General features: G+C 43.4%; 19 protein-coding genes. 7 read left to right on the top strand and 12 right to left on the bottom strand.

All coding sequences use genetic code 11. The annotated features are described in order from the left end of the window. The first annotated feature begins 80 nt into the window (after nt 1-80). The gene (gene htpX / locus JMW94_RS02980) at nt 81-995 is read left to right on the top strand and encodes a protease HtpX (RefSeq protein WP_055124936.1); all 915 of its coding nucleotides are present in this window, start codon (nt 81-83) and stop codon (nt 993-995) included. Between the two features lie 103 nt (nt 996-1,098). Here the strand turns inward: htpX and JMW94_RS02975 are convergent, their stop codons facing one another. After that, nucleotides 1,099-2,373, bottom strand: a complete 1,275-nt coding sequence (locus JMW94_RS02975; protein WP_201600969.1) for a saccharopine dehydrogenase family protein — start codon at nt 2,371-2,373, stop codon at nt 1,099-1,101. A 285-nt stretch (nt 2,374-2,658) separates the two neighbouring features. Next, the gene (locus tag JMW94_RS02970; protein ID WP_201600966.1) at nt 2,659-3,897 is read right to left on the bottom strand and encodes a carboxynorspermidine decarboxylase; all 1,239 of its coding nucleotides are present in this window, start codon (nt 3,895-3,897) and stop codon (nt 2,659-2,661) included. A gap of 90 nt (nt 3,898-3,987) precedes the next feature. Here JMW94_RS02970 and JMW94_RS02965 point away from each other — a divergent pair, with 90 nt between their 5' ends. Then, nucleotides 3,988-4,653 (top strand): DUF924 family protein, encoded by a 666-nt coding sequence (locus tag JMW94_RS02965; RefSeq protein ID WP_201600964.1) that lies wholly within the window; start codon nt 3,988-3,990, stop codon nt 4,651-4,653. Between the two features lie 286 nt (nt 4,654-4,939). Here JMW94_RS02965 and JMW94_RS02960 read toward each other — a convergent pair whose 3' ends face one another. The 4 genes from JMW94_RS02960 to lpxB form a co-directional block, all read right to left on the bottom strand. Next, nucleotides 4,940-6,154 carry a CAP domain-containing protein gene (locus JMW94_RS02960; RefSeq protein WP_201600962.1) on the bottom strand — a complete coding sequence of 405 codons (1,215 nt, stop codon included), beginning with the start codon at nt 6,152-6,154 and terminating at the stop codon, nt 4,940-4,942. Between the two features lie 317 nt (nt 6,155-6,471). Further along, on the bottom strand, nt 6,472-6,624 hold the full coding sequence (locus JMW94_RS02955) for a hypothetical protein (protein WP_201502128.1): 153 nt from the start codon (nt 6,622-6,624) through the stop codon (nt 6,472-6,474). A 79-nt stretch (nt 6,625-6,703) separates the two neighbouring features. Beyond that, the gene (locus JMW94_RS02950; protein ID WP_201600960.1) at nt 6,704-7,558 is read right to left on the bottom strand and encodes a ribonuclease HII; all 855 of its coding nucleotides are present in this window, start codon (nt 7,556-7,558) and stop codon (nt 6,704-6,706) included. Nucleotides 7,559-7,631: 73 nt separating this feature from the next. Continuing rightward, nucleotides 7,632-8,939 carry a lipid-A-disaccharide synthase gene (lpxB, locus tag JMW94_RS02945; RefSeq protein ID WP_227685394.1) on the bottom strand — a complete coding sequence of 436 codons (1,308 nt, stop codon included), beginning with the start codon at nt 8,937-8,939 and terminating at the stop codon, nt 7,632-7,634. A gap of 427 nt (nt 8,940-9,366) precedes the next feature. Between lpxB and JMW94_RS02940 the strand changes: the two genes are divergently transcribed. Beyond that, a complete protein-coding gene (locus tag JMW94_RS02940; protein WP_055124944.1) occupies nt 9,367-10,449 on the top strand; it encodes a 3-deoxy-7-phosphoheptulonate synthase in 1,083 nt (360 codons plus the stop codon). Between the two features lie 150 nt (nt 10,450-10,599). On the opposite strand, the gene pepN is transcribed toward JMW94_RS02940, so the two are convergent. Next, the gene (gene pepN, locus JMW94_RS02935; RefSeq protein ID WP_201601321.1) at nt 10,600-13,200 is read right to left on the bottom strand and encodes an aminopeptidase N; all 2,601 of its coding nucleotides are present in this window, start codon (nt 13,198-13,200) and stop codon (nt 10,600-10,602) included. Nucleotides 13,201-13,595: 395 nt separating this feature from the next. Here pepN and JMW94_RS02930 point away from each other — a divergent pair, with 395 nt between their 5' ends. The 3 genes from JMW94_RS02930 (at nt 13,596) to JMW94_RS02920 (ending at nt 15,789) form a co-directional block, all read left to right on the top strand. Next, complete coding sequence (locus tag JMW94_RS02930) at nt 13,596-14,192, top strand: DUF6231 family protein (RefSeq protein ID WP_055124945.1); 597 nt, start codon at nt 13,596-13,598, stop codon at nt 14,190-14,192. A gap of 156 nt (nt 14,193-14,348) precedes the next feature. Continuing rightward, nucleotides 14,349-14,867 (top strand): peptidoglycan-associated lipoprotein Pal, encoded by a 519-nt coding sequence (pal, locus tag JMW94_RS02925; protein WP_109590035.1) that lies wholly within the window; start codon nt 14,349-14,351, stop codon nt 14,865-14,867. Nucleotides 14,868-14,988: 121 nt separating this feature from the next. Beyond that, nucleotides 14,989-15,789, top strand: a complete 801-nt coding sequence (locus tag JMW94_RS02920) for a 4'-phosphopantetheinyl transferase family protein (protein WP_201600957.1) — start codon at nt 14,989-14,991, stop codon at nt 15,787-15,789. A gap of 119 nt (nt 15,790-15,908) precedes the next feature. Here JMW94_RS02920 and JMW94_RS02915 read toward each other — a convergent pair whose 3' ends face one another. Beyond that, nucleotides 15,909-16,805: a hypothetical protein gene (locus tag JMW94_RS02915; RefSeq protein ID WP_201600942.1), complete on the bottom strand. Its 897-nt coding sequence runs from the start codon at nt 16,803-16,805 to the stop codon at nt 15,909-15,911. Between the two features lie 629 nt (nt 16,806-17,434). Here JMW94_RS02915 and JMW94_RS02910 point away from each other — a divergent pair. Then, a complete protein-coding gene (locus tag JMW94_RS02910) occupies nt 17,435-18,193 on the top strand; it encodes an IclR family transcriptional regulator (protein ID WP_087815900.1) in 759 nt (252 codons plus the stop codon). Nucleotides 18,194-18,284: 91 nt separating this feature from the next. On the opposite strand, the gene mmsB is transcribed toward JMW94_RS02910, so the two are convergent. The 4 genes from mmsB to JMW94_RS02890 all read right to left on the bottom strand — a co-directional run bounded on the left by mmsB (nt 18,285) and on the right by JMW94_RS02890 (nt 22,703). Continuing rightward, nucleotides 18,285-19,229 (bottom strand): 3-hydroxyisobutyrate dehydrogenase, encoded by a 945-nt coding sequence (gene mmsB / locus JMW94_RS02905; protein WP_201600940.1) that lies wholly within the window; start codon nt 19,227-19,229, stop codon nt 18,285-18,287. Nucleotides 19,230-19,352: 123 nt separating this feature from the next. Then, nucleotides 19,353-20,597 carry an enoyl-CoA hydratase/isomerase family protein gene (locus JMW94_RS02900; protein ID WP_201600929.1) on the bottom strand — a complete coding sequence of 415 codons (1,245 nt, stop codon included), beginning with the start codon at nt 20,595-20,597 and terminating at the stop codon, nt 19,353-19,355. Nucleotides 20,598-20,678: 81 nt separating this feature from the next. Further along, on the bottom strand, nt 20,679-21,461 hold the full coding sequence (locus JMW94_RS02895; RefSeq protein ID WP_201600926.1) for an enoyl-CoA hydratase: 783 nt from the start codon (nt 21,459-21,461) through the stop codon (nt 20,679-20,681). A gap of 81 nt (nt 21,462-21,542) precedes the next feature. Then, nucleotides 21,543-22,703: an acyl-CoA dehydrogenase family protein gene (locus JMW94_RS02890; RefSeq protein WP_201600924.1), complete on the bottom strand. Its 1,161-nt coding sequence runs from the start codon at nt 22,701-22,703 to the stop codon at nt 21,543-21,545. Between the last annotated feature and the right edge of the window lie 28 nt (nt 22,704-22,731).

Genomic DNA, 22,731 nt, shown 5'->3' with positions numbered 1-22,731 from the left:
AAACATATATAAAAATATAATACCTCATAGAGTATTATGTCTTAAAGTTGTATTTAAATTTAAATGAGGAAACTGGCATCATGATGCGTATCGGATTGTTCTTATTAACCAACTTAGCGGTGATTGTGGTATTTAGCATCGTGTTTGGTATTTTATCCAGATTTTTTGGAATTGGTGGCGTACATGGCGCAGGCGGGCTAAATTACACCAGCCTTGCCATTATGTGCGGCGTGTACGGCATGGTTGGTTCGATGGTATCACTATTTATCTCGAAGTGGATGGCCAAAAGATCAACGGGAACGGTGGTTATTGAAACGCCAAGCAATGCCACTGAAAAATGGCTGGTAGATACGGTCGCCAGACAAGCGCGAGCGGTAAATATTGGCATGCCAGAAGTGGGGATTTTTAATAATTCTCAGCCAAACGCGTTTGCCACAGGCTGGAATAAAAACAAAGCGTTGGTCGCTGTTTCATCTGGCTTACTACAAAGCATGACACCCGATGAAGTAGAAGCGGTATTGGCGCATGAAATTGGTCACGTGGCAAACGGTGATATGGTCACCCTTGCGCTCATTCAAGGCGTAGTGAATGCCTTTGTGATGTTCTTTGCGCGTATTATTGGTAGCTTCGTCGATCGGACGGTGTTTAAAAACACCAGTGATAGCCCAGGTATTGGTTACTTCATCACGAGTATTGTGATGGATATTTTACTTGGATTTTTGGCATCTGCCATCGTAATGTGGTTCTCACGTCTACGCGAATTCCGTGCGGATCAGATGGGTGCAAAGCTTGCTAGCAAAGACAAAATGATTAGTGCGCTTGATGCTTTACGTCCTTCTGAGCAGCGTCCAGATCAAATGCCTGAGAGTATGAAAGCGTTTGCTATTTCATCAGGACAATCTACAGGCTTTAGTATCGCAAACCTTTTCCGCTCGCATCCAACGCTTGATGATCGTATTGCAGCATTGAGAAATTATAACCCTAGTGAGGGGTAATGACAGGATCAGCTCCCCTACTTCCTCGTAAGATTAACGTAAAAACCCAGACATAAAAAAGCCTATCTATAAAAGATAGGCTTTTCTAAATCAAACTCGTTATTTAAACATCAAACTCTAATGCTCTGTCACCTTCGCTATCTTTGATACGCGTTGGCAAGCCAATTTTATTGAGCAGATTGATAAATGGCTTGGCATCTAGCTCTTCAACGTTGACCATCTTGCCAGCATCCCACTCGCCAGTCGCGACTAACATCGCAGCCGCGACAGGTGGTACGCCTGCGGTATAAGAGATACCTTGGCTACCAACTTCGTTATAAGCGTCTTTATGATCTGAGATATTGTAAATAAATACCTCGCTATCGACGCCGTTGATTTTGCCTTTGACTTTGTCACCGATGCAGGTCTTGCCCGTATAGTTCGGTGCAAGAGAACTTGGGTCTGGCAGTACCGCTTTGACCACTTTTAACGGAATTACTTCTTGCCCTTCAGCAGTCATCACCGGCTGCTCAGAGAGTAGACCCAAACTTTGTAGCACAGTGAATACATTAATATAATGCTCACCAAAGCCCATCCAAAAACGGATATTTGGTACGTCTAAATTGGCGGATAACGAATGCACTTCATCATGGCCACTTAAGTAACTGTTTTGCACGCCAACCACTGGTAAATCGTCAGTACGCTTCACTTCGAACATTTTATTAGACTGCCACTTGCTGTCTTGCCAAGAGTAGACCGTACCGGTAAATTCACGGAAGTTAATCTCAGGATCGAAGTTAGTAGCGAAGTATTTGCCGTGGCTGCCAGCATTGATATCAATGATATCAATATCCGTCACCGAACCTGCATCCATCATGTCATAGCCAAGACGCGCATAGGCGTTGACCATACCGGGGTCAAATCCTGCCCCTAAAATCGCCGTGACATTATTGTCCGCACAGCGCTGTTTGCGCTGCCATTCGTAATTGTCATACCATGGCGGCGTCTCGCAAATCTTGCGTGGATCTTCGTGAATGGCGGTATCGATATAAGCAACACCTGTCTCGATACAAGCTTCCAATACCGTCATATTGATAAATGCCGAACCGACATTGATGACGATCTGGATACCCGACTCTTGAATCAGCTGTATCAGCGCCTGAGTATCCATAGCATCCACTTGGTGCGTATGCAATACCGCAGGCTGCTTGAAGCTATTCTTATCTTTCACGCTTTGGGCGATGGCATCACATTTATCTTGCGTGCGCGAGGCAATATGAATCTCGCCAAGGATATCGTTATGCATCGCACATTTATGCGCGACCACTTGAGCGACACCGCCGGCTCCGATGATGAGTACGTCTTTTTTGCTAGATTTGGCTTGTTGGTTTGTGTTCAATGAACAATCCTCCTTTGTGTCTCTGTCGATACCATCGATAGTGGCGAGTCAAAACAGAAACGAGTGAATGATATGCGTGAATTAAAAAGGAAGACCGAGGAAAACCCACGCACCCGTCGGGCAAAGCACCATTTGATTGTTGGCTTTTGCCCGTGGCGATTATAACAATTTTCATGAAGACATCGGTAAAAATAATGTATAAAAAATAGACGAGTTAAAGTCATCTAAAAACGAACTTAAGTCTTTGTTTTCTAAAATTTAAATCAATTAATCGACACAACTAAATTAAGACAAGCTGGCTTTGTAATCTTGATAATCAAATTCGCGCTGCACATCTATACTGCCATCTAGACGACGAATCACAATCGCCGGCATATTAACACCATTGAACCAGTTCTTTTTCACCATGGTATAACCTGCGGCATTACCAAAGGTTACGGTATCACCCATTTTTAGGTTATTTGGCAAGGCATACTCACCAAAGATATCGCCCGCCAAACAAGAACGACCATAAATAATCGTATTATCAGCTGACTTAGCGTTCTCGCTGATGGGTGCGATATTGGTAGGGTCGATATCAAGAGAGGCAATATTCATTAAATCACTATTCACAGCCGCTATCGGCGCTGACTCACGGTAAATTAGCAAATCCAGCATATGTGCTTCAATGGATGAATCTACTACAGCGAGATTTTTTTCATTGTGCATAGTATCTAAGACGGTCGTAACCAATGATCCAGCACCATGAATACTGGCCTCACCCGGCTCCAAATAAACTTGTATATCATATTTTTCACTAAAGCCTTTTAACCTGTCTGCCAGTTTTTCTAGTGGATAATCAGGCGCGATAAAGTGAATACCACCGCCCAAACTCACCCACTCAAGCTGCGCTAAAATATCACCAAATCTGTCTTCGATATCTGCCAAGCTGGCACTAAAGGCTTCAAAGCTGTCATTTTCGCAGTTGTTATGAATCATTACCCCAGTAATGTCATCAAGTACCGCTGCAATCTTGTTTTTATCATGTTCACCCAAACGGCTAAAAGGACGCGCAGGATCAGCGATGATAAACGATGAATTACTGGTCTTAGGGTTCAATCGTAGACCGACAGGGATGTTTTTTGCCGCCGCTTGACCTTTAAAAGCATTTAACTGTGAGATAGAGTTAAAGATAATTTTATCAGCATAGCTCAATACTTCATCGATCTCATCAGCGCTATAGGCGACGCTGTAAGCATGAGTTTCTTTTTTATTATCACTGTCTTTACCTTTACCAAAAGTCTCGTAGCCAAGTCTAACTTCATTAAGTGACGATGAGGTTGTGCCGTGCAAATAAGGCTGCATCACATCAAACACGCCCCAAGTGGCAAAGCATTTGAGCGCCAATAATGCTTTAGCGCCTGATAGCTCACACAACCGCGAGATAATCTGCATATTGGCAACGATTGCCGCTTCATCGAGCAAATAATAAGGCGTGGGTGGTAGAGATGATTGGGTGGTGTTTAGCGAAGTTTTTGCATTCATAAGAGGTTACCTAATAGCTGCTGTTGGCATCATGACAGACATAAATATTTGCGCTATAGTAGACTAAATTCATCATAATTAGAATATCTTATGTCACTATCAACCGATTATTCCACTGCTACTAGCCAAGCTTATTCATCGCAGCTCGACCCAAAAAATATTCATTTAGAACATCTTGATGCTAATGCGCGTACAGTACTGGAGTTTTGGTTCGACAAAGACAATGAGCAATATTGGTTTGCGCAAAATGATGACTTTGATACGCAGATAAAAGATAAATTCGGTGACATCTGGCACGCGGCAAAGCAAGGTGAATGCGTGACATGGCGTAGCGCAAACGCGTCAACCGATAGCAATAGCTCTATCACGGCGTTGGCAGGCAGACTAGCAGAAATTATTGTCTTAGATCAGTTTTCGCGTAATTTGTGCCGCGGGCAAGCAGACGCTTTTGCACAAGATAGTATGGCTATCGCATTGGCACAAGAGGCTATTGGACAACCACACTTTGATACGTTGCCGACTGAATGGCGCAAGTTTATCATCATGCCATTTATGCACTCTGAATCATTGATGATTCATAAGCACTACTTACCATTGTTTGAGAAATTGCAAGATGACAATACGCTGGATTTCGAAAATCGTCATAAAGATATCATTGAGCAATTCGGTCGCTATCCGCATCGCAATGACATTTTAGATCGCGAGTCAACGGATGAAGAAGAAGCCTTCTTGCAACAACCGAACTCATCGTTTTAGCACTTATGTATTTATATGATTGATTGCAATATGGTTTATTGTAATATAGTTACTTCAACTCAAAATAAGGGTGAAGTACAAGGCAACTAATTATAGGCATATATAATGTTTCAAGCGAGATGAACGCCGAAATTTTTATAGTGCAAGGGATTGACTATTATAATAAAGCAAGGGCTGAATCAGATAACTGGTTCAGCCCTTGCTTTATTATACTTACTCTTTATGTACTTTCGTTCAGATTGGTGCTTTTATTCAGATTAAGAGCACGTCTTAGTTCACCTAATTATTAATTCACTATCCCTGTCGTAAAGGTAAAGCTCTCACGCTCGATAGTTTTATTATCCACTAAAATATCAAAGCTGACACGGTAGTCACTGTTGCCATGTAAACCACAGTTTTTGTCTTTTTTACTGGCAATCTGGCAGCTTCTTAAATTATCAGTGATTGGTAATATAAAAGCCTCGTTTGCTGGTAGTGCATTTGCCGTATTTTTATAGGGATCTTGGCGATAGTCTAGCAGCTCAATCGGTACATCGATATTTCGCTGGATATCATGGAATCTCACATTGCTGATATCAATCGTTTGAGCGGATGGCATATTGATATAAATGGGTTGCCCGATAGGATCTACTCGCAAGTCACGCCCTGTATGCTTGACAGGATCTGGCGTCTCATTGTATAGCGCGGTTACTGTATCCGTCACGCCTTCACATGGATAAGTGAATACGCCTTTAACCGTATTATCTTTAGTCGCTTGGGTCGCTGCTGCATGGTTGACCAATACATAACCTTGGTTATTCGCCGCCTCTTTATTGTATGGCTTATAGATAACCACGCCAGTACCCGTCACGCTTGCACTAGGCATCATTAATGAACGCAAATGGTAAGGCGCTGCCAGCAAGGACTTTGCCATCGAGCCTGCCACAACATCCGAGCGAATAAGATTGCCTGCTGAACTATAGTGAATAGATTGGGCGATATTCTCAGTCACACCATATCGTACATTTGGATAATCTGCGTTTGATAAGCGATCGGTAAAACTTAACCCACCAAAAAATGGATTATTGCTACTGGTAACGCCCGAAATATCTGCAATATTATTTTCGTAATGCGCACTGAATGCGGTCGGTGAGCTATTGGCAAAGACGTATTTAATATAATTTGCATGTTTAATAGCAACATCATCAAGCGCGGTATCAACAGATAAGCCGCTCAGACCACAGCTGGCACGCGCCAAACTGAACTTATTGTTGGCAATTAATGCAGCCTTTACCTCATTAGTAGCAGTCGTACTATCAGGTTGCTCGCCAACATTATCGCTTGAATTGTCGCTTGTATTATCATTGGGCTGATCGTTTGGCTCGATAGCAGGTGGGTTCGGACTTGGCGCATTAGTATTAGAGCTGCTATCAGAGCCCCCACCGCCCCCACCACAAGCCGTTAGAAACACTGTCAAAAAAAGCACTGCAGCAAGATTTTTCTGTAGCGTACTGAGCGTCATTTTTTATCCTATAGAATAATAGCGCGTATATAAGTCAATAAATGCCAGCGTTAAGTATGGGTACATAAGCTAAGTAGACTTAAGCTGCTAGGGCGTGTTGAACATTCACAAATAGGCACTGCTGATGGTTAAAATTGTTCCAGACAAGGCGCAATTCGATGATGATGTTAATACCTTAGCTAGAATTGCAACGCCCTGCTTGTAAATAGCTGGGGGCAATTTTAGTATCAGCCCCAATATTAATAGAAGGGGACAGAACTCTTTTTTGCCGCTTCATTGTTAAAAATATACGCTTAGAATGACTAAACTTACTATTTTTAACGTCGAATCGCCTGCAAAATAGTCCCTGTCAGTGCCATAGTCGAATGTTCAACACGCCCTAACATCACAGTATTGAATTTATTTGTAATGGCATTGTAATACAGTCCAAAAATTTTTACTTGGTGTTTGTTGAAGACTGATACGTTCATTACGGACTATCTTATTTTTAGCCATGACTATTTTTGCTTAGGCTATTTTAAAGAAGCACGCTTAGCTTAACGTGTATTGTTAAGTGGCTTTCTCTAATGACTTCCTGACTGGTGCAAAACTACGTCTATGTGCAGATAATACGCCGTATTTTTCGATTGCCTCCATGTGTGCGCGTGTTGGATAGCCTTTATGTTTGGCGATACCGTATTCTGGATGCTCAGCATCAAGCGCATACATGGCTTTGTCACGGCTGACTTTAGCCAATATACTGGCGGCAGCAATGCTGGTATGACGCGCATCGCCCTTTACCCATGCTTGGCAATCGACAATCGATTTTTCTATACCCAGTTCAGCGAGCATTGACTCATTTAATTCAGGGCAGCGATTACCATCGAACAAAACTTCGACCTGCCTCATAGAGTTAGCAAGATGATGAGCAATGGCTTTTAACAATACTTCGGTACATAAGCGCATACCGAGCATCGTCGCTTGCAAGATATTGACTTGATCGATGACCGCTGCTGGGATCTCGGCGACAACATAACCAATAGCATGCTGCTGAACCAATGGATAAAGTCGGTCACGCTTCTTTTCACTCAGCTGCTTGGAGTCGGTCAAGATAGATAATGGCGTGTCCTTTAATGGCTGCATCTCAATCAATCCTGACCAAGTTTTAGGCAATATCGCAGCAGCCACATTGACGCTACCGAGCAACGGCCCACGTCCTGCCTCATCAACGCCCATTTGTAGCGTTGACTGCTGTAAGCCTTGCTCCACCTTGATCGAATACTGAGCAAGTAGCGCACCAATATCTACCTCACCCGATAAACGAATAGGCTCAACCAGCTGTAGATATTGACCTTTGATATCAATTTGCTCAATACTTACTTCGATCGGGGTGACAGCGTTGTCGGTTTGGTACTGGTTACTCATAGGGGCGCGGTATCTTTGTTATTAGGTATCATTGTGATTAATAGAAGAAGAAATGATCGCAATCAATAATGGCTTAAATCCGATGTTTCGCTTGGATAAACCATTGCTCAATCACGCTATTAGCGGGATCATGATTACTCTGCTGTTGTAATAAGTGCTTGGTGGCGACGAGATCTTTTAATTGCTCAGCATAGGCACGCGGTTGCAGTAGTCGCATGACCGTACGACAGATATTGTCACCACTCGCCTGCTCTTGAATCAACTCAGGAACGATTGCAGTATCAGCCAAAATATTGGGCAGCGCCACATAAGGCACTTTGACCAAGCGTTTGGCAATCTGATAGGTGAGCTTATTTAATTGATAAACCACCACCATCGGTCGCTCTAACAGCATCGCCTCTAGCGTTGCAGTGCCAGATGCCAGCATCACAATATCTGAGGCTGCCATCGCTTGTTGACTAAAGGCTGGCTGGCTATCATCATAGACCACAACGATGGCAGCACGTAGTTGCTCTGAGCGCTGGTCAATAACATCTTGGACGATATATTGGTGATTCTGGTCGACGGTCGGAATGATAAAGCATAGCTTGGGGTCGAGCAATATTAACTTTTGAATACCATCCAGCATCAATGGCAAAATAGCCGTGATTTCACCGCGCCGAGAGCCTGGCATCACACAAATCAGCTGGCTGACATCGTCAAATCGTTCAATAAAAAACTGCTGCAAGCCATCGTTGTGCCAAACCAGCTCACTACGGCGCTGATTGATCGGTGTCTCTAATAATGTTTGATCGATCGTACGCAACAGTGGATGACCAACACATATTGCTGGATGATTATGGCGCTCATAAACGGACAGCTCAAAGGGGAATAAACACAACACAAGGTCGGTCGCTGCTTTAATATTATGAATACGTGACTCACGCCATGCCCAAATAGAAGGGCTGACATACTGCACGCAGAATACGCCTTGCGGTTTTAATTTTTTAGCCACTCTAAGATTAAAATCAGGCGCATCAATGCCGATAAACCAATCAATATCAGCGGCTTTAAATGCACTCAGTAATTCACGGCGAGCTTTAAGCAAGTCAGGCAATTGCGCCATAACTTCTACCAAACCCATCACCGCTAAACGCTCCAATGGAAAAATGCTTTGCAGCCCTTGCGCTTGCATCTTTGTACCACCGACGCCGACCCACACAATATCACCACGTAGATTATTCATCTGCTGCATGAAGTCTGCGCCCAAGCTATCCCCTGACACTTCACCTGCGATGATACCGATGACCAATGGCACAGTCTGTAATTCAGCACTTCGAATTTCAGTCTCTGTTTGGTCTATAAGGTTATGATATTGATCAGGCGTAGCAGAATCTGTCATGACAAGCTCTCGATATTAAAAAATACAATAAATGCATATAAAATAAATGAATGATTATTATAAAATACGACGCATAAAATCTGCGCGAAAGCTCTGTGATACCTAAGCATTCGCCATACTCACTATTTTATCGTCATACCTTTTATATTGTCATCATACGTGACGATGATACAAATAGCTAAATTAGCTGATAAAAGCCAGAAATGACCACTTAACGGGTTAATTCGTTTTTCTATACGGACAGATAAATTGAGTAACAATCTTGCTTGTTGAAGCGCTCATATACGATTGGCGCTGAACAAGTATAACTAAGTTTTGGTTTCCTCATTCCAGTTATCAGTCAATTAACTGCGCGACTGCCCTTGTCAACCAACACTTTTGTCCGCATAATGAAACTCCCTATAAATCAGCTAGACGATATATAACCATGACAACATCAGTTACCCATAATGCAGATATTGACGACGTGAATATTGAAAAGTTCATTCCTTTGATCACTCCCGCTGAGCTAAAAACTGAGCTACCTTTATCAGATGCAGCCTATAAAACCGTATTAAACGGTCGTAATACTATCCAAAACATCTTGGACGGTAAAGATAAGCGCCTCTTTGTAGTCATCGGCCCCTGCTCTATTCATGATATCAAAGCCGCTCACGAATATGCCGATCGGTTGGCCATATTAGCAAAAGAAATCGAAGATAGCGTATTTGTGGTGATGCGCGTATATTTTGAAAAGCCGCGCACAACCGTTGGCTGGAAAGGCATGATTAATGACCCTGATATGAACGACAGCTTCGACATTGAAAAAGGTCTGCGTACTGCCCGTAAGCTACTGCTCGATTTGAATGAAAAAGGTCTGCCTTGCGCCACCGAAGCATTAGACCCGAATACCCCGCAGTACATGCAGGATTTGATCAGCTGGTCAGCGATTGGCGCACGTACCACTGAGAGCCAAACGCATCGTGAAATGAGTTCAGGCTTATCATGCCCAGTAGGCTTCAAGAATGGAACAGATGGCGGCATGACAGTCGCTGTTAACGCAATGCAAGCCGTAAAAGAAGGTCATAGCTTCTTAGGTCTGTCAGCAGATGGCAAAGTCTCAATCATCAAGTCTAAAGGCAACCCTTACGCGCACGTGGTACTTCGCGGTGGTAACGGCAAGCCCAACTATGACGAGACTGCGGTTGCGCAAGTGGAAAACGAGCTGGCAAAAGGCAAAACCAATAGCAAGATTATGATTGACTCAAGCCATGCCAACTCAGGTAAAGACCCATATCTACAGCCGATGGTTATCCAAAACGTTGCGGAACAAATTCAAAACGGCAATAAATCGATCATCGGTATGATGATTGAGAGTCATCTAAAGGGCGGCAATCAGAAACTGACCGCTGACTTAAGTCAGCTCGAATATGGCAAGTCTATCACTGACGGTTGCTTAGATTGGGATAGTACGGTCACTGCCTTACATAACCTACGTGATATGGTCAAAGACGTTTTGCCGAATCGTTAATCTTTAATAACGATTGCCCATAGACACAGAATATTAAGTTTTTTAAGCATTATTAAGCGTTTAATAAAAAAGCCCGTCCGATATTATTATCGGACGGGCTTTTTCTTATAAAATAATTTAGTTTATTGTTATAGAGTCATTTAATTTACCCTACTCGCTCGCTGATCCTAAAACACTGTTTAGACTTTCAAGTACATGCTTAGAAGAAGCCTGCTTTTGCAACTCAATCAACCGTTCATGCGCCATTTGACGACGTGGCTCAGCCAAGGTATTCCAACGCGCTAGCACTTGCAATAAGCGCGACGCCAAAACAGGATTGGCATCATCCAACTTTTTAATCACACCAATATAAAGCTCTAACCCTTCTGCCGTCCATAAAGCCGTTGGCTGCGAGGTGAAGGCGCTGACCACTGAGCGTACACGATTGGGCGTATTCCAATCAAAATCTGCGTGAGCGATCAAGGATTGGATAGTATCAGCGGTCACAGTATCAGCAGACGCTTGCACACTAAACCATAAATCGATGACCAAATCATTATTTTGGAAGCGATTATAAAAGTCCGCTAAATACTCATCAGCATTTAGCAGTTGATGATTGACCATCGCTTTCAACGCGCCGAAACGCTCCGTCATACAGCTTGCATCATCATACTGCTGCTGCGCCCATTTATCTGCGCCATCGACATTTGCGGTCAGCGCCATATCGAGAACCACATTACGCAAGGCACGGGTGCCACGAGCTTCGGCACTATCTTCATAAGCCTGCATAGGTAACTGCTTATAAAGCTCAGCCCATTGATCGTTTAGCGCCTCTGCAAGCTGCTGATACAAGTCGTCGCGCTGCGCTTTCACCAATGCTGGATCGTAATCTTTATGAATAGCAGACGCCAGCTCTTGCGCTGATGGAATATCAAGCAAGCGGGCAGCCAACATCGCATCCTCAGCCGCGAGCACAGGCAATGTCTGCGCTAGTGCTTGCAGATAGATATCAGGACTGCTCTTCTCGCCTTGACCTTGCAGCAAGATACGATTGACCAGCATCTGCGTCACTTGCCAGCGGTTAAAACCATTGGTTTCATGTTTGAGCAAAAATGCCAAATCTGCATCTTGATAATCATAATTGAGCTGTACTGGCGCACTAAAATCACGTAGCAAGGATACAACAGGCTCACGCGTTATATTTTCGAAGGTAAAGGTTTGCGTGGCTTGATCGAGTAGCAGCATATGCTCAGCCACAATGTCACCATTGTCTTTATCAAATAGCGCAGTCGCTACCGGAATAGGCAAAGGTTTTGGCGCAGCAAAGCCACTGACATGACGGGTTTGCTGACTTAACGTAATCATCAGTGTCTGCGCTGCATGGTCATAATATTGATGACCAGAAACCATTGGTGTGCCCGGCTGACGATACCAGTCGATGAAGCTTTCAATCTTGCTATCCGTGATGCTAAGCGCTGACAAAAAGTCCTCAACCGTCACCGCTTGCCCATCATAACGACGGAAATACTCATCCGTGCCTTTACGAAAATTCTCGGCTCCTAACGTATTGGCAATCATGCGTACGATTTCAGCGCCTTTCTCATAAACAGTCGTCGTATAAAAATTATTAATCTCGACAAAACTCTCAGGGCGTACCGGGTGTGCCAATGGTCCTGCATCCTCCGCAAACTGATGAGCACGCAAGGTCGCCACATCGTCGATACGCTGTACGGCACTCGACTGCTGATCCGCTGAGAATGATTGATCGCGGTAAACGGTAAAGCCTTCTTTTAAGCACAATTGAAACCAATCACGGCAAGTGATGCGATTGCCTGTCCAGTTATGAAAATACTCATGGGCAATGATGGCTTTCACACTAAAGCTACGCGCATCCGTTGTCGTCTCAGGACTGGATAACACACAAGCGGTATTAAAAATATTCAGACCTTTGTTTTCCATTGCGCCCATATTAAATTGACTCACGGCAACAATCATATAGCGATCTAAATCGTAGGCGCGACCATAATTGACCTCATCCCATTTCATCGAATCCTTCAACGCTTGCATACCGACATCACATTTATCAATGTCAGCAGACTTTGCGTATATTTCCAGCAACACCTCACGACCTTCGCTAGTGGTATAAGAATCCGTTAATACGTCTAAATCAGCGACAACGCAGGCAAATAGATAGCTTGGCTTATTGGTTGGATCATGCCATATCGCATAATGACGGTCTGGGGCATCTGCCACCTCACCTGCTTCAACCAAGTTACCATTGGCCAATAGTGTTGGATAACGCTTATCCGCCTCAAGACGCGTGGTAAATATCGCTAGCACATCGGGGCGGTCTGGATAAAAAGTGATTTTACGAAAACCTTCCGGCTCGCACTGGGTGACAAACATCGTCTCATCACCACTGCCCGCCATATAGAACCCTTCAAGTGCGGTATTGGTCTGCGGACAGATACGTACTTGAATCTGTAAAACAACCACATCAGGTGCATTAGCAATCGTCAACGTGCCTGCTTGTTGTTGATAATCCTCAGCCGTCAATGACTTACCATTCATCGTAATGGCGATCAGTTCCAACTCCTCACCGAACAATACGAGATCTCCTGCTGTTTGACGTACCATCTTCAGAGTGCTGTCTACCTGTGCATGATTTTCGAACAGTTTAATATCTAAATCAACCGTTTCCACATCAAAGCTAGGTTTCTGGTAATCTTTTAAATTAATTTTACTTGGTGCATGCGGTGGCACATCTGGCATATCAGGATTAATGATTTGAGCATCAGTTTCAGCAATAGACATGGGTATTCCTATTATTATTTGTGGCAAAAAAAATATACGGTAAAAAGCGGGATAATTTAGGTTAAGGCAGGTCATCAGTTAGCATAATTTTATGACCATTAACATGATAATGGTATCTTGCTACATTGACCTAAACTGCCAAATTTCAAGAGCATACCCCAATTTTATTATGTCCATCGTCCCTGATACTTATCAAAATGAGATGGTAATGAGAGAGTCGATATATCAAAAGATTGGGAGAGTCGATACATTAAAAGAGCAGCATAATCAGCATCAATCACCCATTGGATAATCGCGATTAAAATGATTTAATAGGGTCACTGATGACCAACACTCGATAAACGGCCTATTATATGATAAAGCAAACCGACAGTCGCTCAGACATTACGTTACCATTACTGATAGATTACGTTGAGGCTCTTTTGCCCTCACTAACCATACAAGCGAACGCATCCACAACGATTGAATCTACTAATAATGACACTGAGTTGCTGTGGGTCGTCCCAGATCAAAATGCGCGGTTAGCATTAAAGACACTGCTAAAAAATACCCGCTCACCACAAATATCGACATTATTAGAGCTCAATCAACGACAATTACCTGAACGTTATGAGCTCGCCTGTTTTTGGTTGCCCACACTCTCACCAGAGTTTCTGCAGCAGTATATTCCGCTGCTCATGCGCTATCGAGATCTTTATGCGGCACACCTGCTCATCGCCCTTGATGACACCCTAGATCTAAAAGCTTATGGCTTTACCCCATTTGATATCTTGAATGAACCATCTTTAGAGATGAATACTACTGACAAATCAGAGCAGCCTTCATCTGTAAAGTCATCAGCGTCCGCTAGACTTTGGCAGTTCAATTTATATGACTATAAACAGCTGCCAAATTGGTTAAATGCGGATTATTGGGCCAATCCTGAAAATTGGGGCAAGCACCGCTGGTAGTAGATCTCATATCTATCTGTAAATTCTAGCATTATTTACAGTAATACTACTTACATAAAGTAACATTTAGTATATGATAGATAGCAATTGCCTAAGTTTTATCGTAAGCAGTTCAAAAAAAACAATTTTAATTAATTAAAATTTTAGGAGCTCATTATGTCAACCAGTTTTTCTAAGATCGCAGTCCTCGCTGTATTATCAAGCGCTGTGGCACTAACCACAGGTTGTGCGACCAAACGTGCTACTTCTGAAGTCGTGGTTGCCCCACTAGGTATCCCAGGTGGTCAAGTTGGATACACTGGCGCAGTCATCGTAGATAACTCAAGCGCGGTTATTATGGGCGCAGAAAACCTACAGGCAGTTGTTTACTTTGCTTTTGATAGCAGCGAAATTACTTCACAAGCAGCGAGCATTCTTAATCAACATGCCAGCTTGCTCAACTCAAATCCAGCAGCCAGCGTTGTTATCGCAGGTAATACTGATGAACGCGGTAGCCGTGAATACAACATGGCACTAGGTGAGCGCCGTGCTGCTGCAGCACGTGATTACCTTGCTACTCAAGGCGTCGCAGTAAACAATATCCGCATCATCAGTTATGGTGAAGAGCGCCCTGCTGCCGCTGGTAATACTGAAGAAGCTTACGCACTAAATCGCCGTGCTGAATTGTCTTACTAACACCAGTAAAACCAATCACAGTCGATAAAGCTCAACATATTTTATAATTGAAAGCCCAGCAATAATATATCGCTGGGCTTTTTGCATATTACTAAGCGAACGAATCCAATAGATATAATCAATGATGCCAAGCTCTATCTTAAACCTGACCCATGTACAATATACCCAGCTCGATCCTGCAACGTGGTGCGCCACTGCACAAGTAAGCGAGTGTTCATCCCTCAACTTTAAAAGACTGTGGGATGAATTACTGTGGTCATCCGCGAACAATATATCACAGGTAGACTTTCAGAAACTTTACGAGCTTAATTGGCATTACTGCCTGTCACCAGTAAGTTTATCAATGCGTGAAATGGCGCAGCATCAACGTCAACTACAACGTAAAGGCGTTCGATTATTGCTACAACAATTACTGGATCAGCTAAAGTTGTGCGATACTTTGGATGAGTCAAATTTCCCGTATCGGCTTAGCAGCAGTGAATATTACGTATGCTTTAGTCATACAGGCAGCAAGAATCATGATATTAATCAAAATACTGTTCAGACAATCAATAAATCATTGAACAGTAAAGTAACAGTGGTCATTAGTCGTCACCGTCCCATTGGTATTGATATTGAAACCAATCATGTAGCATGGCGCGTGGCACAGCGGTTTTATTCTGAGCATGAAATGGCTGCTTTACAAGCATTATCCCCACTTCAGCGTGAGATTATCGCTAAATTACTGTGGCAAATAAAAGAAAGTTTTATCAAAATTCATCAATACAAACTGGCACAAGGGTTAGGAGTAGATTACTCCTACCTGATTGCTGATTTGATTCATGCTATTAAAGAACCGTCATCTTTAATGGTCATAGCAGACATTAAGTCCGATTACCGTATCGCGGTATTGTCAGCGCAACAAACCATCGTTATTTTCTAGATTATTTATACATATGATTCATTCTAACAACTACCCTTTCACAAACAAAAAAAACGACCCTAAAAAGGATCGTTTTTTCTTACTCTTCTTCTAATAACAGTACTTAAACTGTGATTAGATTAGAAGCGGTAAGTTGCACCAAGCTTAACAATTGGCATCCACTCAAGATAATCTTTACGTTCTAATTCTTTTTGTGCTGCAGCGGCAACGTCACCACGCGTGATAGTACTCTCGCCTTTAGAAACAGTCTCTGCACCACTTACATATCCAACAGTCTCAGTAGCATCGCCAGTTGCACGAACTGTCGCGTTAGTTTTACCCATGTATGCCGCACCAATTTCGCCAAACAAACCGAAGTTGTTAGTGATGTTAGGACGGAAACCAATAGTACCATAAGGGGCTATCTTGTTACGATGCTCTATAGTACCTGATAAAGTACCAGTATCTGTAGCATTATAGCTAACATCACCAATCTTGAAGATATCGCTTTTACCTTCAGCAGTTACGTCGATATCGTTGTCAGGTACGATGATACCAGCACCCATGGTGAACCAGTTACCAGCAGGGCGTAATTGCACACCTAGGTACGGGTTACTAAAGTCTGCATCTTTAATATCGTATTCAATATCGTTTACATCAATGTCGCCGAATAAATCAGAAACATCGCCACCTGCCCAACCAGCTTGTAATTCAGTTTTCTCATTTAGTGACCAACCGATGTTAGCACCATAACCTAGTGTACCAACTTCAGCGCTAACAGAAGCTGGGTTGATAGCAGTTTGGAAGAAAGTCTTAGTACCACCAACAACAGCACCAGTAGTATTGCGAACGATACCAGCGTCAGCATTGTATGCATAAGCAACAGGCTCAGCTTCATATGCAACAGCAACAGCAACAGGCTCAGCTTCATATACAACTGCATCGTTACCATCAACAACGATAACAGGTTCAGCAGCTAGTGCAGCAGTTGATGCTAAAACGGCAGCAGAAATTGCTGTTAATTTAATAAGTCTCATAAATACTCTCCTAAAGTGTGGAATAAGTCGCCCATAAAAAATGACAATTTAGCTTTTTTTAAATCGATCATTTTGTTGAGCAGATTAAAACAATTTTGGCCGGAAAAGTCACCCCTCTAGGAGCGCTTTTTATTTGCCGTTATGTAAAGATTGCATAGATATTGTAATAATTACTACACCAATCCGCAAAACTTCGTCTTTCTGTTACACAATGCTCTTAAAGTAACTCAGCAGCGCAAACATGAATATTGGTTAGCTTAATCTTCATGTAAGGATATTACAAAATATGTCATTATAATGACCTACCTCTTTATTTAACTCAATGACAGTTATATAGCTTATTACTACAGTTTGTTGTATTTTGTGAGTTGGTGTAGTAATTATTGCTTTTAGAAAACTTTTCAGAAAAATAAAGCATTAGCATAAATTTTCAATATTGTATGACTGTGTAACGTTAGTATGGATGCATTTAGTATTGGCATATAAAGTAACTAGATCTTGTCTAAGCTTGATATTATGCTAAATTAGAGGATAGGAAAATTTGTCGCAAGGCTGCGTATTTACTGTTATCTATTAATGCCTTGTTGTGCTTCCTACTGTATTCTTTTTATTCTTATTGAGCCACTCATATGCCTAAAGTATCGTCGATTACCCGTGTGTTAGAGATTATCGAGGCGGTGTCTTATGCCTCAAAACCGCTCTCACCACTTGAGCTATCGCAAGAGCTTGATATTCCAAAGCCGACCATTCATCGATTGATTCAAAATCTGCTCGATGAAGGGTTTGTGACTGTGGATATTGGCGGCGGCATTATACCGGGCAAGCGGGTACGCAACTTGGGTGTTGAGCTTTGGCAGCAGCGATTGTTCTTTAATGAGCGACAAATGATTTTGCAAAAGCTGGTTGATGAGCTAAAAGAGACTTGCGGGATCGGTGTGCCTTATCAGATGAACATGATCTATACCAACCGTGCAAATACGACCTTGCCGATACAGATTTATTTGCCAGTGGGCGCAAAGTCGCCAATGTGGTGTACAGCGACTGGTAAGCTATATTTAAGTCAGTTGCCGCGCACAAGCCGCGACAAAATACTGCAAAACCTGTCATTGGATAAGTTTACCAAAAATACGATTACCGATATCGATGCGCTAAACGCTGAGCTTGATCGTATCGCTGAAACAGGTATTGGTATCGATAATGAAGAGTTTATCTCTGAGATGGTGGCAATCGCCGTACCGATACGGGATAGAAAGTCGCGCTACCTTGCTTCGCTATATCTTCATGCACCGACCATACGAGTGTCTTTAGATGATCTCTTAACCCATGTCCCACAACTGCAAAAAGCAGCGAAAGATATTCAGTCGCTCGTCTATGAGCTGCCAAGTTAAATGCCTTGATATAAACCAAAAATAAGTCCAAAAAAAGGTCTGCACTATTATGATAATGTAGACCTTTTTTAGTTATGCTTTTTTTAAAATCTTAAGTCAATACTGAGCTGTCGTGACGCGCCATAATGCTCGAGAAATCTCTATCGCCGTTCTCGATTGCATGCGCTTCATATAGCTCTGTCGCTTTGGCTCCCATCGGCGTCTCTACCTGAGTATCTTCAGCGGTCTGCATGGCAAGGTTAAGATCCTTTTGCATGAGCTTACTCATAAAGCCGCCTTGGTAGCCATTGCTAGAAGGGACATTTTCCATCACTTGCGGATAAGGATTGTATACCTCTAGTGTCCAGTTACGACCTGAGCTTTGTAGCATGATATCCGATAGCACTTTTGGATCGAGACCGTTTTTGACGCCCAGATTAATCGCTTCTGCCGTTCCTGCCATCAGAATACCTAACAGCATGTTATTACAGATTTTTGCCACTTGTCCTGCGCCATGCTCGCCTGCATGAAAGATATTTTTGCCCATCACAGCCAGTATCGGCTCAGCTTTGGCAAAGGCATCAGTGCTGCCACCGACGATAAAGGTTAACGTACCAGCGATAGCACCACCCGTACCACCAGAGACTGGGGCATCTAAGAAGTCTATGCCAAGTTTGCTTGCCGCCTCCGCCACTGTTCTTGCATCAGCCGCTGCAATGGTACTGCTGTCAATCACCAATGTGCCCTGTGGTAACTCTGCAAGTAGACCGTCAGCGCCATTATCTCCTAAATAGACAGAATGGACGTGCTTGCCAGCAGGCAACATACTGATAACGACCTGTGCATGACGTGCAGCATCTTTAGGGCTGTCTGCTACACTGGCACCTGCTTGCTGCAATCGCTCAGTTGCTTCTGCGGATAAATCATAAACCGAGAGCGGGTAACCTGCTTTTAACAAGTTCTCTGCCATTGGTGCGCCCATATTACCAAGCCCAATAAAAGCAATATTTGGCTTAGTAGTATCGTTATCGGTGGCATTTACATCCTTTATATTCATCTCATCATTCCTTGATGGTTAGTATTAATCATGCGCGCAGGCGTTGCTACACATATAGCTGTAAACTATTTAATTGAGTGTAATTTTAATTTGATGTCTATATTGAATTGATAAATTCAATTTTTAACGCACAGACTGACTGCCTAAAGCCTTATCACCCAACCAATCGTCTAACGGATGCTCACCTTTAGCATAAGGATTCACAAAGTGCTGCTGTATGTACGCCTGCCCTTCGCTACTTAGGCAGTCTGCTAGTGAGCGTGACCACTGTGGATTACGATCTTTATCAATGAGCAGCGCACGTACCCCTTCTTTAAAGTCAGGATTGGCGGCACAATGTACGGCTACATTGGCTTCTAAATACAGAACTTGCTCTAGTGATAAGTCAGTGACTTTATAATAAAGCGCATAAGTTAAAGCAGCGGTAACTGGACAGCCATGGCGATAAGTGTCTACTGCTCGCTGCGTCCAGCTGTCATTGGCAAACTCTGTATCTATTTTTTCGAGTGCCGCATCACTTTGTAATAAAGCATCGATATCACCCAGTCCGCCGCTGTTCATCAACTGCTGAATAGATTGCCAATGGATTGCCAATTTACTAGCAGGCAACTTGGCAATTGGTTGCGCTGCAAGCACACGGCTAACGACACTATGAGCACTATTGTTATCGCATTTATCCGTACGACTAGCGGCAACCTGCCAGTCACTCTGTTTTAAACTTTGTATGACGGCATCATAGTCACTACTGGCGACGGCATACTCTGCAAGATTGGCTAATAGCGCATCATTGCCATTACATATCGCGCCCGTCAACCCTAAGAACAAGCCCGTTTTAGCTGGCATACGCTGCAAAAACCAACTGCCAGAAGCATCAGGGAACAGCCCAATAGTCACTTCTGGCATGGCAAATCGCGTGCGCTCTGTGACCAAGCGGTGGCTACAACCTGCCATCAAGCCCATGCCACCACCCATGATAATGCCGTCACCCCAGAGTATTAGTGGTTTGGAATAAAAGTGCATCTGCCGATAAAGACGATATTCATGACCAAAAAATTCTGTCGCATAAGGATTCGGTAGCGGTGCATCACTAGACATACTGTCATAAAGCTTGCGAATATCACCGCCAGCACAAAATGCCTTATCGCCTGCGCCTTTTAATAGTAATGCTACTATCCGATCGTCATTTTGCCACTGCTCTAGCTGCTGGGCTAATAACTGACACATCTCAACGCTCAGGGCATTAAGAGATTTGGGCGTGTTTAACGTCATGATTCCAATCAGGTGACCACAATCTGTCGGTTCGGTGCTGAATAATACTGGCGCGTCTTCTGTGCCTTCTTCTACTGTGCCTTCTATAGCTGTTGTCATAAAAGTGACCTACAAAATGAAAAATTGAGAAAATATTATTTTGGTTAAACTAACTTTTGGCTAAAATAACTTAAGTATCATTTATTTATTTTGCCAAATAGGCTTACGCTTCTCTAAGAATGCCTGTACGCCTTCACGCTGATCTTTGGTATCAAACAATTTAACAAAGGCTTCACGCTCATGGATAAGGTTTTGCGCAGGCGGTGTGTGTCTTGCTGCTTGAATAAGCGCCTTAGAATAACTGACAGCGACCGGTGATTGCTTAGCGACTTTTTGCGCTAGTGCTTGTGCCGCTAATAAACCGCCACCTTTTGCAGTGACTTCTTCAACCAAGCCAATACGTAAGGCTGTGTTTGCATCGACGCGCTCACCGCATAATATCATACGCTTTGCCCAGCCTTCACCTACTAAAGCCGTTAGATTTTGCGTACCGCCAGCACAAGGTAACAGTCCCACACCGGTCTCAGGTAATGCCATTTGAGCATGATCTTCTGCAATACGGATATCACAAGCGAGTGCGCACTCAAGACCACCGCCCATCGCATAGCCATTGATGACCGCGATGCTCACGCCGCGATAGGCTGACAGTGCCTCGAACGCTTCACCAAAGGCTATCGCCATACTGATCGCACGACCTTTATCACCATCTGCAAAATTATTTAAATCGGCACCTGCTGAAAAGAACTTTTCGCCATCGCCATGGATGATTAACGCATATACTTCGTCATTAGTATTGAGATCAGTGACCAGTTGCTTAAGCGCCTTTAGACTGTCCATCGTCCACGTATGAGCAGGAGGGTTGTTCAATGTTAGCGTTGCAATATGAGCATCAATCGATAGTTTTAAGTTGGTATAATCCGTCATGAAATATCCTTGTTATAATTTTTTATAAAACCGCTTTATTTATAAATTCGAATAAGCAAATTATCTATTTATATAAACTGATTAGCGTAACTGGCTCAACGCATCATCTTGTAAGAGCTGACGCGAGACAATCACGCGCATAATCTCATTGGTACCTTCCAAAATCTGATGCACACGCAAATCTCGCACATGACGCTCAAGCGGATACTCATTGAGATAACCGTAGCCACCGTGTAGTTGCAGAGCTTCATTGGCAACATCGAAACACAAGTCAGTAGACAAACGCTTTGCCATGGCGCAATAAGTAGAGGCCTGTGCATCATTATTGTCGACTTTGCTGGCCGCTAAATACAGCATTTGCCGTGCAGTGATGGTTTGAGTCAGCATATCGGCAAGCTTAAATTGTACCGATTGTAAGCTGGCAATCGGGCTGCCAAACTGACTGCGCTCTTGTACATAATTGGTCGCTGTCTCAAGCGCCGCTTGCGCTGTTCCTACTGCACAGATACCAATATTAATCCGCCCGCCATCTAAACCTTTCATAGCAATACGAAAACCTTGACCTTCCTCACCGATGAGGTTTTCTACTGGCACTTTGACATCTTTAAAGCTAATCGTCCGCGTTGGCTGCGCTTTCCAGCCCATTTTATGCTCGTTTTTGCCGTATTCGATACCAGCACTGTCTGCATCAACTACGAATGCTGAAATCCCCTTTGGACCTGCAGCGCCCGTACGTGCCATAACCACTAACACATCAGTGGAACCTGCCCCTGAGATAAAGGTTTTTTCGCCGTTAAGAATATAATGCTCGCCTTGCTTATCGGCTTTGGTACGTAGTGATGCCGCATCAGAACCGGCATTAGGCTCGGTCAAACAATAACTGCCCAGCCATTCACCACTAACCATATTTGGCAAATATTTTTTGCACAATGCATCACTGCCAAACTCACCAATCATCCAGCCAGCCATGTTATGAATGCTCATATAAGCAGCAACAGCCGTATCACCCCATGCTAACTCCTCAAACACCATCGCAGAATCTAAACGCGGCAGACCCAAGCCATCATAGTCAGGGTTGGTATATAACCCTAAAAAGCCGAGCTCGCCTGATTTTTTAATCACATCAATTGGGAAATGCGAGGTGCGATCCCATTCAGCGGCATTGGGCTTTAGCTCTTTTTGTGCAAACTGTCTAGCAGTTTGGCGAAAGGCAATTTGGTCATCGGTCAATGAAAAATCCATGGGGTCATCCTTGTGCTGAATAGAGTGT

It is taken from the genome of Psychrobacter immobilis (assembly GCF_904846185.1).
GTDB classification, from domain to species: domain Bacteria; phylum Pseudomonadota; class Gammaproteobacteria; order Pseudomonadales; family Moraxellaceae; genus Psychrobacter; species Psychrobacter immobilis_B.
The sequence above is the reverse complement of the archived record's forward strand: the minus strand, read 5'-3'. Positions and strand labels throughout refer to the sequence as shown.

Bases quoted from the DNA above. Each gene is read 5' to 3' on its own strand.
- mmsB (WP_201600940.1), bottom strand. From the start codon at position 19,229: ATGAATATAAAGGATGTAAATGCCACCGATAACGATACTACTAAGCCA.
- JMW94_RS02970 (WP_201600966.1), bottom strand. From the start codon at position 3,897: ATGAATGCAAAAACTTCGCTAAACACCACCCAATCATCTCTACCACCC.
- JMW94_RS02940 (WP_055124944.1), top strand. From the start codon at position 9,367: ATGACAACATCAGTTACCCATAATGCAGATATTGACGACGTGAATATT.
- JMW94_RS02910 (WP_087815900.1), top strand. From the start codon at position 17,435: ATGCCTAAAGTATCGTCGATTACCCGTGTGTTAGAGATTATCGAGGCG.
- JMW94_RS02950 (WP_201600960.1), bottom strand. From the start codon at position 7,558: ATGAGTAACCAGTACCAAACCGACAACGCTGTCACCCCGATCGAAGTA.
- lpxB (WP_227685394.1), bottom strand. From the start codon at position 8,939: ATGACAGATTCTGCTACGCCTGATCAATATCATAACCTTATAGACCAA.
- JMW94_RS02955 (WP_201502128.1), bottom strand. From the start codon at position 6,624: ATGAACGTATCAGTCTTCAACAAACACCAAGTAAAAATTTTTGGACTG.
- JMW94_RS02890 (WP_201600924.1), bottom strand. From the start codon at position 22,703: ATGGATTTTTCATTGACCGATGACCAAATTGCCTTTCGCCAAACTGCT.
- JMW94_RS02960 (WP_201600962.1), bottom strand. From the start codon at position 6,154: ATGACGCTCAGTACGCTACAGAAAAATCTTGCTGCAGTGCTTTTTTTG.
- JMW94_RS02895 (WP_201600926.1), bottom strand. From the start codon at position 21,461: ATGACGGATTATACCAACTTAAAACTATCGATTGATGCTCATATTGCA.
- JMW94_RS02900 (WP_201600929.1), bottom strand. From the start codon at position 20,597: ATGACAACAGCTATAGAAGGCACAGTAGAAGAAGGCACAGAAGACGCG.
- htpX (WP_055124936.1), top strand. From the start codon at position 81: ATGATGCGTATCGGATTGTTCTTATTAACCAACTTAGCGGTGATTGTG.
- JMW94_RS02915 (WP_201600942.1), bottom strand. From the start codon at position 16,805: ATGAGACTTATTAAATTAACAGCAATTTCTGCTGCCGTTTTAGCATCA.
- JMW94_RS02930 (WP_055124945.1), top strand. From the start codon at position 13,596: ATGATAAAGCAAACCGACAGTCGCTCAGACATTACGTTACCATTACTG.
- pal (WP_109590035.1), top strand. From the start codon at position 14,349: ATGTCAACCAGTTTTTCTAAGATCGCAGTCCTCGCTGTATTATCAAGC.
- JMW94_RS02920 (WP_201600957.1), top strand. From the start codon at position 14,989: ATGATGCCAAGCTCTATCTTAAACCTGACCCATGTACAATATACCCAG.
- pepN (WP_201601321.1), bottom strand. From the start codon at position 13,200: ATGCCAGATGTGCCACCGCATGCACCAAGTAAAATTAATTTAAAAGAT.
- JMW94_RS02965 (WP_201600964.1), top strand. From the start codon at position 3,988: ATGTCACTATCAACCGATTATTCCACTGCTACTAGCCAAGCTTATTCA.